The organism is Bacteroides sp. BFG-637 (assembly GCF_024793605.1).
In the GTDB taxonomy this organism is placed as follows: domain Bacteria; phylum Bacteroidota; class Bacteroidia; order Bacteroidales; family Bacteroidaceae; genus Bacteroides; species Bacteroides vicugnae.
The window spans coordinates 3,150,866-3,164,251 of record NZ_JANUPD010000002.1 but is presented as its reverse complement, the minus strand read 5'-3'; the positions used below and the strand labels follow the sequence as shown (position 1 = coordinate 3,164,251).

The window sequence follows — 13,386 nt, the reverse complement described above, 5'->3', positions numbered from 1 at the left end:
GGTATTAATTTTTTAGGTTACTAAAAGAATACTGTTTTTTTCTCAAATATATGGGTGAAATGATTAGAACTAGGGTTAATCCGTGGATTAACACCCTCAAAAAAGCATTAACCACTGTGTTAAAAGAGGGATTAACCTCTATTACCTTTTACATTCTTCCTGATAAGTTCGAGGAACTGTTCCGTATTCACCAATACTACATTTTCGTTTAATAAATTTTTAAATACAAGCATATCTTCCACCGTGTAACTGGACGGAGCATTGACGTGTACCACGATTGCCGAATAAGCATCTATACTGTTAATGTCACGTGGAGCCGAATTCAAAGCCGCAGCGATGGTTTCGGGCGTATGAGGTTCCGTAAACTTATCATCATTCTTCATGAAATAGCGGAACGAAACAACCGGAGCATCTCCTGCAAAGAAATAAGCGCCCTGCCATTTGGCATATCCCAAATAATTCATATACAAGAATCCTTTCACATCGGGCAAGTTGCCGGTGTGCCGCTTCATAAACGTTTCATACGAACCGGCAGACGAACCGGTGAATAGTTCCGCATCGTCCATCAGTACCATATACTGCATGCCGCAATCTTTCAACATTCCATTCGTCATGCGGAAATAGTCGGCTACAAACTCATGATGAGACGGGAATGTATAACCCGCACCGGACAATGCCCCGACATAACAGTTGGTTGCCGGCAGGTTTTTCTGATACCAGTTGTGCACCGGAACCATATTGGTGCGCAGAGTCGGGGGATACATCCAGGTAAGCGGAATCTCATGTACACGCGGATGCGAGATATAGGTATTCCGGGAAAACAAATCGAGCATATAGGACGTATTGTCTCCGTCACTGAATACGATCGTGGCATAATGCACGCCTGTCCGTGCCGGGACTTCCACAGGCGAAGCCGGTCGGTCATACGGTTTCAACTGTTTGGACGACAGGATGGAAAGGCTCATGGTGTTGATACCCGGCACGGTATATACTCCATTATGTTCGCATCCGAACCGCACATCCATGCGTTCAAGATTATAGGGTACTCCCCAACCGTAATGAGGCGAATTGGGTTTCAACATATAATAAAGCTTTTGCAGCACAGCACCGTCACTTTTGGCATTGCTACACCAGGGATATCGGTTCGCTATGGCAAAATCGACCATTGTCCACGGGAAAGAAGCGTTGTTCACAATCGCATTCAAGTTGAATTGTGAAGAATGTTGTTTTATATAGTCGGCCAGCCAAGCCTCATCCTTATCCCTCACGTCGGCCAGTTTCTGCAGACTGTTATAAGGAGCTTTAGAGGCCAGGGCCGCTGTCAGTATCACAGCATCAAGCACTCCTGCAAGGCTTGCAGCAATGTATGTTTTCTCCAATTTATCATCCACCAATACATACCCTTTCGCTCTGTTCAGGAACAAAGAAGTTATCTCCGACAGTCTTTTCTTCGTAAAGGTATAACCGGAGGCTTTCATTTCAGTCATCCATTTGGCGTATGCCTGACCGGAGTGAAGAAAGATTTCGGGACTGCTGCGATTCACAAGTCCGGCAAGCGAAGCCAGATAGAGCAATTCTTCATAATTGCTGTTTCCCACTTCGGCACGCGTGATTTCAATCAAATCCCAGTTTTCAACCAAAGGAGGTTCTTCGGGTGATTCCGGTTCCGGCTTCTCTCCCTGCCCTTGTTCTGTTCCCTGCTCCTGCTCTCCCTGTTTTTCGCAAGAGCAGAAAACTACCGATAGGGCAACTCCCATGATATAAATAAAACTTTTCATTTTCATAGTATTTTATCAATGCCGATATATTCTTTAACCTGTTCGTCTATATGTGTTTTCAACTGATGAATCACTTCTTTGCACTGTCACGTCCCAATATCGCATCCCACAGCATCGGTACAAGGATTTCCTGTGCCGCTTTGCGGGTAGGCAAAATACCGTCGCGCTGATATGGCTTTAATGCTTCTTCTCCTCCGGCGTCGTAGATTTTATTAAATTCTACCGAGTAATCGACGAGAATGATACCTTTCTTTTTGGCTGCTTCGCGGCATGAAGCATTGAATGCTGCCAGTTCGGGACGGGTCTCCGCCGATTGTCCCAACGGACGTTCGGAAAGAATATACAATACGATGGTGGCATCAGGATTCTGTGCCCGCAGATTGTCAACCATGTATTCCGCACACTTTCCCGAATACCAGGGAGCGTTGTTGAAACGGGTCACAGCATCGTTTTCCGAAAAGCCGAATATCAATAAATCGGGTTTGCGGCTCAATACGGAGTCTTTGAAGTTTTCAGTTGCCCAGAAAGAGCCGATTCCCGACTTCGAGCAGTTGTAGAACGTTATCTTTTCGGGGAATCTGCGTTCGAGTCTAGTACGAAGCTGGTCCACCCAAGCCCGGTTGGAGGTATTGATGGCAGCACTGGCACCGTAAAACACAACAGTCTGCTTTTCGCCTTTCTTGAGTTTCTTCAGGAAAGTGGTTTGAGCACTGGCTGTGGAGACTGTAAAAATTGATACTAATATTAAAAGAAATATACGGTTCATATTTATCTTATTTTTTCCATGGTTTATTATTCACATTCATATTCACATGACGATACCAGTCGAACAGACCTTTCTCGTCCAAGCGGTTCTGCAAGCGACGTACATCGAGATTACGCACACTCGTCTTCTGCAAAGCCGCCATCGCTGCTGCCGTACCGGCTGCTTCGCCAATAGTTGCACATATCGGTTGCACCCGATAAGAACTCATTGCCAGACGGGTTCCGCTGATAATGCGTCCGGCTGTCAGCAATCCTTCGGTATTAACGGGAATCAAGCTGCGGTATGGGATGCCGTAAGGTCCTACGCTGTTCTTTATTTTGGGGTCTACATTCATTCCCCATGGGTCTAACGAGTACCAGGCATCGGCAATCTTATCATCGTGCATCACTCCTTTCAGTACATCATCTACTGTCAACACATATTCTCCTTTGATACGGCGGCACTCTCTGATTCCGATTTTCGGGGCTACATGAGTGACGTATCCGGCCTGGTTGAGGGCTTCGAATTGCGGTTCCAGTTTTTTCATGGCACGGCGATGCGCGTCGGCTACCAATACCGGGTCGGTGGTGTCGGTACATTCTACCGTTGCTCCCCAGTGGAGGTATATGCCGGAGTCTATCTTCCGGAATTCTTCTTCCGTCTGTTGGGTCACCCACTTCTCCTGGTCGTGGTCGAGTACACCGGTTTTGAATATGTGGCGGGGAAATTCCGCGTCGCTGCGGGTGCGTTGGCTGATGTACATCATGGTACATGGCTGCACTCTGCCGTCACTCTTTTCGAGTCCGATGCTTTCGTTGAAGTCCTTGCGGGCGTCGCTACCGTAGAAGTATTCACAACCGGCTTTGGCTGCCAATAGTCCGGTACCGGTGGCGTCGATGGTAACCGGAGCGGAGACTTTCTGCAACATACCCTGACGCATCACGCAGACGCCGGTCACTCTGTTTCTGTTGCCTTTTGTCTCGACCACTGCATCCACAACCGGTGAACCACACATCAACGTGATATTCTTTTCCGCTTTCATAATGCCGTAAACGACTTGCGCAAATGACGACGGCAACCACCAATGCTGCTTATTATCCCATGCCCATTGTCCGAACGTGTTGCTGGGGGTAATGCTTAGTGAATGTTTCTGGTTCAGTTCGCGCACCATGTCGATAAATACACCGACACGGGGTGCGCCGCACATATATGTGACATACATATCCACCGGAGCTCCTCCGGGCATCATATCTTCTTCCAGTAAAATCACCTTGGCCCCCTCTCTGGCAGCAGCAACGGCAGCAGGTATACCTGCCGGTCCGGCACCCACTACAATCACATCGCAATGCAATTCGGGCAATTTAAACAGGGATTTATCTTGGGGATTCATCGCTTCATTCGCAGCAAACATGGAGACTCCGGGCAAAGCTGCACCAGCAGCGCCTATTCCCATGTTCTTCAAAAACTGTCTTCTATTCATTGTCATAGTCGTACGCTTATTTCTTTTTTAAACCATCGAAAAGCCCCATTGAGGCAAGTCGGTCTTGTAGTTGTTTGATATCTATGGAACGAAGTCCGGTTTGATTCAAGGCGGACATAGCTGCTGCCGTACCGGCTGCCATTCCAATGTTGGAACAGATAGGCTGCACTCTAAGAGAACTGTGCGCAATGCGTGTCGCACTGATGATACGTCCGGCAGTGAGCAACCCCTCGGTCTTGGTTGGCAGAATACTGCGATAGGGAATGCCGTAAGGGCCGATATGCTTCATTTCTTCGGGAATTTTCATTCCCCATACATCGAACGAATAGTGTGCGTGGGCTATCACATCATCGTGCATCGTTCCGGCAATCAAGTCATTGGCTGTAAGCACGTACTCGCCTTTGATACGGCGCACTTCGCGCACGCCCAACTTAGGAGCCAGATGTACTGCGTAGCCGGCTTCGTGCCAGATTTCGAGGTTTTCCTGCAGGCGTTCCAGTGCTTCCTGCTGGGCTTGTGCCAGCAACAGAGGGTCGCGGGTATCCTTGCAATATACAGTCCGTCCCCAGTGCAGATAGATGCCGGCGTCTCTCCGGATCATATCCTCCTTATCGTCGGCTTTCACCCAACGATTCAGGTTATCTTCCACAGCACTGCTACCTTTCAGTTTATCAATAGGTAGTATGGCATTGCGCTTGATTCTTTCACTAATCAGCATCCAGGTACAGGGCTGCACCTTACCATCGGCCACTTCGATGCCTACGGGCTCGTTGTAGTCGCTCTTGGCTTCACTGCCAAACATATATTCACATCCTGCCATATCGGCAATCAGTCCGTTGCCGGTGGCATCTATGGTAACTGCCGCATCAATATCCTGATAATCGCCATTACGCATGATACGCACTCCGGTCACCTGGTTTCTGTTGCCGGAGGTCTTGACCTTTACTCCTACAACGGGTGCTGCGCACATCAGCGTGATGTTTTCTTCTTTTTCGAGAAGCTGATAAATCACTTCCGCATAAGAACCGGGCATCCACCAGTGATTCTTTCCGTCACTGCCTGTTTTTCCGAACGTCTCACAAGTACGCCCGCCAATGGTGTGTTTTGCATTCAATACCTGAATCATCTCCTGAAACACTCCCACCCCGGGACCACCGCATATAAAGGGAACATACATATCGACCGGGGCTCCTCCAGGCATATTATCCTCTTCCAGCAATATTACTTTAGCTCCCTGACGGGCTGCCGCAATGGCGGCAGGCACTCCACCTGGACCGGCTCCGACTACCACCACATCACATTTCAATGTTGGATACTTGGGCTTGGCCTTCTCTACCTTCTCATTGCCCATAGCGGCTACAAATGACGAAGGCAGGACACTCAATGCTGCAATAGCAGACATTTTAGTAATGAAATCTCGTCTGTTAATTTCCATATATGTGTATACTTTAATGTTTTTCAATTAGAATTTATGGCAGAATCTCTATTGACGTGTTTGATTCTTAACCGCCAAAGCAACTCATCTACCGGCACTACCTGTACCTTTTTGTCCAGCAATTGCTTACACCAGTACACGGGAGTCACTCCTCTCGGCGAACGGCTGTTCTGCGGCGCACTGACAATACTGTCTTTCGACTCTTTCTCAAAGCGCGACCAGGCATGAACAATGGTCCACGCTATCTCACCCTCGGGAATTTTATTCGTCGCATCTTCATTAATTACTGCTGCAATCTGGGAGGGAGTACCGGACTTTTCTTTTTCCTGGTTAGCCCATATCTGTCCGCGTGCGGAAATCACCGGAATATCGTTCCCTTTCCGGTCTTTCATCCAAAACACTTTACCATATCCGCCATTATAGGGAGAATACTGCACGGCAAGCATTCCGGCTATTCCCTCCAATTCTTCGGCAAAGACACGATACGCATCCAGAGCTTCTTTCGAATCTATCTTATGACAAATGAAACCAAATGCTTTGATACCCATCTTTTGCATGTGCACATTCACGATACGGGCAAAACTCCGCAACAGTCCCTCTCTGTCGGCGCGCTTTGAAGCAAAAAGGTCGGGGTAATAGTATCCGCCGCCATATTCGGCAAGCGATACGTTCCGTGGCTGACTGTTCATCAGTACATTAAGCACATCGGGAGCAGCCATTGACAGGTTGACCATACACGTAGTGAATGACATGGGAATCTTGCCATTATGTTCGTTACTCCAAAAGTCAGGATTATTGATAAAACTACCCAATGTCCACTGCATATTATCTCCGTCGCTCATCACAAAGGAATGATAAATTGCATCAGATTCCCAATTTATCCGGGCCGGATTAACAGTTTTAATCCTTTTTTTTTTTCGTTGCCGGTGATGGAGAGCATGGCCAGATTCATGCACCAGTCGGAAGCTGTATTAATTAATCCCCAATGGGAACAGGGGGCGATGTGCTGAAATTCCGGGCCGCTATTCCAGCCTATCACCGGTGACAAGGGGCGTACCCACTCCAGTACAGTATCCAGTAATTCGTCCACTCCGTAATAAACCATTCCCTTATGGGCAATGGCATAATCACGATTATTGGCTATCGACGGATTGGTCAGAACGATGAAATTATTGTTCATTCGGGATTTGTGTTCGTCAAACCAGGACTGGGTCAGATTCTCCTTGCTGGCGTCATACAATTTCTTCAAGCCGGATGCTTTTGCCTGTTCTTCCAGCGTTATATCTACCAGAATCCCTTTCAGGATGCCGGCTTGTGCAGTTGCCAGATTGATGGAGTTGTCTTTCCGGTTATAATCATATAGAATGTAACCTTTTATATAGCCTTGCTTTTGAAAGCGTTTCACGACTTCCCAAGTATTCAGGGAACCCCGTTCCTTTACTTTGAGGCGTTTCAGCCAGGCTTTATAATACAACTGATAATCCGGTGTACGATTCTCAACCCAAAGTCCCTCGTTGCCGATACCCTCATTTACTGCTTGCGCGGCAAGTCCGCATAAGGATTGAGCGACATTCATCTCACGAATATCACCGGGACGGGACAGTGTACATTTCAAGATGTAACCGGGCCTTTTCTGAACAGGCCACCAGTTATCCGGTGAAGAGGAAGCAACGACCGGTGAGATGGTTCCTCCCAGCAGCATTCCTATTAAGAAGAGTGTTTTAATTAGATTTTTCTTTTTCATCGTGGCATTAGTTTATATAGACAAAGATATCCGGGAGCCTATAATATATGGGTTAATTTATAGGTTACCTCCCACTTTTATTTTATTAATCCTACCCGAAAAGGGCTTTTTTTCGTGCAAATGTGTTCATCTGCTATCGAACGGTGTCGAAGTTCCGTTCATAGATGAATTTGCAGGGAACGTTCCATTCCATGCATCAGTTTAGGAAACATATCTGTAATTCCAGAATAATTAAATGCATGGGAATTACAGCCAATGACAGGACACACGCCAAAAGCAAAATGATTGGACAACAAAAGGGAGCGACGGGAAGCAATGTCAGAAGAAATATGCATCATGTTCTAATCAGTATTATATAGGTTCATCAATTCGATGACACAAAAATAGGGTCGAAGCAAAAAAAAGGGGTTAATTTTCGGATTAGTGCGCTTTTTATTTCATTAATCACCCCATAAAAAGGTAGATGTCAGGCAATCACCCAAGAGAATTAAACTGAATTATTAGGAATACATGAGGGAAATTTCTAACTTTGCATTGAAACGCATTTCTAAAACGTCGTTTAATTATGCAGAGAACATACCAGTTTTTTATATTCATTGCCATATTTGCTCTTTCTTTTCAACCACTAAAAGGGGCAGGACTGCTCTTTTCAAGAGAAACTCCCCAGACTTATTTAGACTTATTCAGTGGAAACGATATTTCATTCACCAATTCTGTAACGATCTCTTTCGATTTATCTATCCTTAGCCATGAGAGTTTCGGACAGATATGGGTGTATGAGGATAAGGCCGCGCCATATAGTTTTGCTTATATCGGTCGCGATAAGAGCAGTTCATCGTTTGTCATCAACAGCCTTTCGGATAAAAAACAATTTCTCGAAATACCCGTTTCGCCCCAAACTATCGGTGCGCGCAAATGGCTACACGTAGAAACGCGGTTGGACTTTCAGCACCAGAAAGCGGAAGTGACTATCGACGGGCAGAAATACTCGCTCGATGGTATTACTATTCCGAATCCGTCTAAGGCAAATATTATCTTCGGTGCCAATATCAAGGCGATTCCGGAAGTGCCTGTCATGGTGATTAAAAATATCATGGTGCGGGATGAGGCTTCTCATTCTTTCCTGTTCCCGCTCACGGAGTCGGATGGGAATTTGGTGCATGAGGCAGGTAACAAGTTGCACGGAACAGTGGTCCATCCCACATGGCAGATTAATAAACAGTTCTTTTGGCAGGAAATAGGTACGTTCACCAGTTCGGCGGCTGCCGGGATAGCGTTTGACGAACCGGACCGACAGATATTAGTTGTAGGTGATAATAATATAGGTAAGTTCGACATCAACACGCTGAAACTGACCGAATACCCCAAAGAAACGGTGGGCACGCAAACGGGATATTCGGGGGAGGCTATTTATAACCCGGATAAGCAGGAGACTTATTTCTATAACTTAGCGGATATTGGCGGACAAACCGGTCCTTTCTTCTCCACTATTTCGGATAAGGATCTGCCCACCCGTATCGTTTCTCCTCAATTCTCCAATCCGTTGCACCATCATGCTTACTTTTTCGATCAGGCAAGCCAATCGCTCTATATTTTCGGCGGATATGGAAACTACCAGTATTCAAATCTGACTTATCAGTATGACTTCGATCATGGAGCATGGAAGGAGATACAATTTACGGGCGATGTCATTTATCCCCGTATGCACACCGTAGCAGGTAAAGGTCCTGTGGAGGGAAGCTTTTTCGTATTCGGAGGAGTGGGTAACGAAACGGGCAAACAGGAGCTTGGCAAGGATTTCTTCTGCGACCTATATCTGTTTGATACTTCCAAGCGTACCGTCAAGAAATTGTGGAGCAGAGCGTTTCCCGACAATTACTTTATTCCGACCCGCGGGCTTGTGTTCGACAGTAAAAAAGGGTGTATTTATCTTTTGTGCATAGACCGGAAAACAACGAATGCCTCTTTGCATCGGTTTGACGTGAAGACAGGAGAACATGCCATTGTCTCCAACGAGATCGTTTTTCAAACAAACTGTATTCTGTCAACAGCCTATCTGTTCAGTAATCCGGAGGACAATGAATTATATGCCGTCATCCGGTATAGCGAAGATAATAATCCGAAAGCGAAGATTGGTGTCTATAAGTTGAATGCTCCTCCTATTACTTATCAGGAGCTTAAAAAATGGGATACGGACGACGACAACGAAGCAGGCAGAGCTAACCTTTATTATATAATCGGAGGAGTCGTACTTTTGCTGATTCTTTGTTTTGCTTATTATCGGCATAGAAAAAGAGGTAGTACACAAGAGGTAGTATCACCGAGCGTTCCTGAAGATGGTATACCTGTCGATGAGAAGAGTGCCGATGGTAGTAATGTTCCTCAACCCCAATCTCCAATAGATGCATCGGCCAGTACTCCGATAAAGGTCAATGCTGTCTATCTGTTTGGAGATTTTCAGGTATTCGATGCCAAAGGCAACGAAATTGCTTATCGTTTCGGTCCGAAAATAAAACAAATGTTTGTCCTCGTACTGCTTCATTCACACGACGGTCAGGAGGGGATCAGTACTAATAAGCTGTCCGCCCAACTCTGGCCAGAGAAGACTACGACCTCTGCCAAGAATATACGTAACGTCACAATCAACCATCTGCGGAACATTCTAACTGATTTAGAGGGAGTGGAACTTGTTTTCTTAAACGACAAATGGAAGATTGTGTATGGAGATAATTTCTACTGTGACTATCTCAAAGCCTTGAATATAGCAAAAATACTGCAACAGGTTCATTCACCTCAAGAACAAGAAGAAGAGGTGAAGCAACTTATCGGCCTGCTGCAACGAGGCACCTTATTGCCTACTTTTGTACATTACGAATGGTTTGGCAATATCAAAATTAACCATGATGAACTTTTCATCCGGATCATCGAGCAACTGCTTCCTATCGTAGAAGCGAATAATGAAGCCAGAAAGGTTATCGTATTGTCCGATGTGCTTTTTTCGTTCGATGGAATGAGTGAAACGGCATTGACCTTCAAAATAAAAGCACTCAAGAAACTTGGGCAGAAAGCATACGCACAAAGTGTTTATGACCGTTTCCAAAAGGAGTACCAGCAACTCTATGGAGAGAAGTATAAGGAAAATTCGTTAGAAGAATAAGGATTTAATGTCATGCTTGGGAAACTCTTTTTCCTTCAAAAGAATAAAGGACCCTATTATAACTAATGATTTTATTAGGCACTTTTAAATAATTGCGTTCCTATCGATAAGAGTAGAGACTTAAAAAAAGCATAAGAGAAATCTCCTAATTGCTATTTACATAGAAAAATAGTACTTTTGTACTCCATTCAAAAAAGAATTTATGACGAAAGCATTATTTTTTGATATAGACGGAACATTGGTCAGTTTTGAAACTCACCGCATCCCGTCGTCTACCATTGAGGCACTAGAAGCCGCCCGTGCAAAAGGACTGAAGATATTTATCGCTACAGGACGTCCGAAAGCCATAATCAACAACCTCTCCGAATTGCAAGACCGGAATCTGATCGATGGATATATTACCATGAACGGGGCTTACTGCTTTGTCGGGGAACAGGTAATCTATAAAAGTGCCATCCCCCAAGACGAAGTAAAAGCGATGGGAGATTTCTGCGAGAAAAAAGGTGTTCCCTGCATTTTTGTAGAAGAACATAATATCTCTGTCTGCCAACCTGATGACATGGTGAAAAAGATATTCTATGATTTCCTGCACGTGAATGTGATTCCGACTGTATCTTTCGAGGAGGCAACCAGCAAGGAAGTCATCCAAATGACACCCTTTATCACGGAAGAGGAAGAAAAAGAAATCCGTCCGTCTATTCCTACCTGCGAGATAGGCCGGTGGTATCCTGCATTTGCCGATGTGACCGCCAAAGGAGACACCAAGCAAAAGGGCATTGATGAAATAATCCGCTATTTTGATATTAAACTCGAAGATACCATGGCTTTCGGAGACGGAGGAAATGACATCAGCATGCTCCGCCATGCAGCCATCGGAGTAGCCATGGGACAAGCCAAAGAGGATGTGAAAGCCGCTGCCGATTATGTGACAGCTCCCATTGACGAGGATGGCATCAGCAAGGCAATGAAGCATTTTGGTATTATCTGATTATGAGTGTAGACACCAATAACGCAGCGTTTCAGGACGCCCTGAATCTGATTCAATATACGCGTCAATCGGTTTTCCTGACCGGGAAAGCGGGTACAGGGAAATCTACATTCCTGCGTTACGTCTGCGAAAACACCAAAAAAGAAACATGTTGTACTCGCCCCGACAGGCATCGCTGCTATCAATGCCGGAGGAAGTACAATGCACAGTTTCTTCAAACTCCCTTTCTATCCGCTGCTGCCGGATGACCCGAACTTGAGTCTCCAGCGTGGTCGTATCCATGAATTTTTCAAATACACCAAGCCTCATCGGAAGCTGTTGGAACAAATAGAACTGGTCATCATCGACGAAATTTCAATGGTAAGGGCGGATATCATTGATGCCATCGACCGAATCCTACGTGTATACTCTCACAATCTGCGCGAACCTTTCGGAGGAAAACAACTGTTATTAGTAGGCGACGTATTCCAACTGGAACCCGTCGTAAAGAACGACGAACGGGAAATATTGAACCGCTTCTATCCTACTCCCTATTTTTTCTCTGCCAGAGTATTCGGTCAGATAGACCTGGTATCCATCGAACTTCAAAAAGTATACCGTCAAACAGACCCCGTTTTTGTCGGTGTCCTCGACCATATCCGGAACAATACAGCCGGAGCGGCCGATCTGCAACTACTGAACACCCGTTATGGAAGTCAGATAGAAGAATCGGAAGCTGATATGTATATCACTTTGGCCACCCGCAGAGATACGGTAGACTCTATCAACGAAAAGAAACTGGCAGAACTTCCCGGCGACTCCATTACTTTTGAAGGAGTCATCGAAGGAGATTTCCCCGAAAGCAGTTTGCCCACTTCACAAGAACTCGTACTGAAACCCGGTGCACAAATCATCTTTATTAAAAATGATTTCGACCGCAGGTGGGTAAACGGTACCATTGGTGTCATTGCCGGAATTGATGAGGAAGAAGAAACGATCTATGTTATCACCGATGATGGAAAAGAGTGTGACGTAAAGCGTGAGTCATGGCGCAATATCCGTTATCGCTACAACGAAAAGACCAAAGAAATAGAAGAAGAAGTCTTAGGCAGCTTCACCCAATACCCCATCCGGTTAGCTTGGGCCATCACTGTCCATAAGAGTCAGGGACTGACTTTCAGCCGTGTAGTCATCGACTTCACAGGTGGTGTATTTGCAGGTGGACAAGCATACGTGGCACTAAGCCGTTGTACCTCACTGGACGGTATTCAGCTCAAAAAACCTATTAACCGTGCCGACGTCTTCGTCCGCCCCGAAATCGTAAACTTTGCCGGACGCTTCAACGACCGCCAGGCTATCGACAAAGCTCTGAAACAAGCACAGGCCGATGTGCAATACGCCGCCGCTTCACGCGCTTTCGATAAAGGAGACATGGAAGAATGCCTGGAACAGTTTTTTCGTGCTATCCATTCCCGCTACGATATTGAAAAACCTGTTCCCCGCCGTTTAATCCGCCGCAAGCTCGGTATCATCAATACGCTAAAAGAGCAAAATAAAAAACTCAAAGAACAAATGCGTGAACAACAGGAACGCATACGACAATATGCCCATGAATATCTATTAATGGGTAACGAATGTATTACCCAAGCCCACGATATACGCGCTGCCCTCGCCAACTACGATAAAGCCCTTAGCCTCGACCCTAATTATGTGGACGCCTGGGTGAGAAAAGGCATCACCCTCTTCAACAATAAAGAATATTTTGACGCTGAAAACTGCTTCAACATCGCAGTCAACCTCCATCCCGCAAACTTCAAGGCTGTTTATAATCGGGGAAAACTTCGATTAAAAACGGAAGATACAGAAGGAGCAATTGCAGATTTGGACAAAGCAACAAGTCTGAAACCGGAACATGCCGGAGCACATGAACTATTCGGGGATGCCCTGTTGAAGGTAGGTAAAGAAGGGGAAGCTGCTTTGCAATGGAGAATTGCGGAAGAACTCAAAAAGAAAAAAGGGAAATAAAACAGCCCCTTTGGCGAAGTTAATTCAATACCGAAATGAGGTAAATGCTCATTTA

The 13,386-nt window shown here is 45.7% G+C and carries 8 protein-coding genes and 1 pseudogene; 3 read left to right on the top strand and 6 right to left on the bottom strand.

The window, feature by feature from the left end:
- Positions 1-131: 131 nt before the first annotated feature.
- From NXX38_RS12170 to NXX38_RS12145, 6 genes are all read right to left on the bottom strand, one after another.
- Entirely contained in the window at positions 132-1,778 is a 1,647-nt protein-coding gene (locus NXX38_RS12170; RefSeq protein WP_148366389.1) for a GxGYxYP domain-containing protein, read from the bottom strand.
- Positions 1,779-1,848: 70 nt separating this feature from the next.
- Positions 1,849-2,544 (bottom strand): GDSL-type esterase/lipase family protein, encoded by a 696-nt coding sequence (locus NXX38_RS12165; protein WP_148366390.1) that lies wholly within the window; start codon positions 2,542-2,544, stop codon positions 1,849-1,851.
- A gap of 7 nt (positions 2,545-2,551) precedes the next feature.
- Positions 2,552-4,009 carry an FAD-dependent oxidoreductase gene (locus NXX38_RS12160; RefSeq protein ID WP_148366391.1) on the bottom strand — a complete coding sequence of 486 codons (1,458 nt, stop codon included), beginning with the start codon at positions 4,007-4,009 and terminating at the stop codon, positions 2,552-2,554.
- Between the two features lie 10 nt (positions 4,010-4,019).
- A complete protein-coding gene (locus tag NXX38_RS12155; RefSeq protein ID WP_258979595.1) occupies positions 4,020-5,438 on the bottom strand; it encodes an FAD-dependent oxidoreductase in 1,419 nt (472 codons plus the stop codon).
- A gap of 23 nt (positions 5,439-5,461) precedes the next feature.
- Positions 5,462-6,280, bottom strand: coding sequence for a hypothetical protein (locus NXX38_RS12150; protein WP_258979594.1), 819 nt, complete (start codon positions 6,278-6,280; stop codon positions 5,462-5,464).
- A 35-nt stretch (positions 6,281-6,315) separates the two neighbouring features.
- A complete protein-coding gene (locus NXX38_RS12145; protein ID WP_258979593.1) occupies positions 6,316-7,182 on the bottom strand; it encodes a GxGYxYP domain-containing protein in 867 nt (288 codons plus the stop codon).
- Positions 7,183-7,747: 565 nt separating this feature from the next.
- Between NXX38_RS12145 and NXX38_RS12140 the strand changes: the two genes are divergently transcribed.
- From NXX38_RS12140 to NXX38_RS12130, 3 genes and pseudogenes are all read left to right on the top strand, one after another.
- Positions 7,748-10,339, top strand: coding sequence for a kelch repeat-containing protein (locus NXX38_RS12140; protein ID WP_258979590.1), 2,592 nt, complete (start codon positions 7,748-7,750; stop codon positions 10,337-10,339).
- 202 nt (positions 10,340-10,541) lie between these two features.
- Positions 10,542-11,327: a Cof-type HAD-IIB family hydrolase gene (locus tag NXX38_RS12135; protein WP_148366396.1), complete on the top strand. Its 786-nt coding sequence runs from the start codon at positions 10,542-10,544 to the stop codon at positions 11,325-11,327.
- A gap of 2 nt (positions 11,328-11,329) precedes the next feature.
- Positions 11,330-13,331: pseudogene (locus NXX38_RS12130) on the top strand (tetratricopeptide repeat protein).
- The last annotated feature ends 55 nt before the right edge of the window (positions 13,332-13,386 follow it).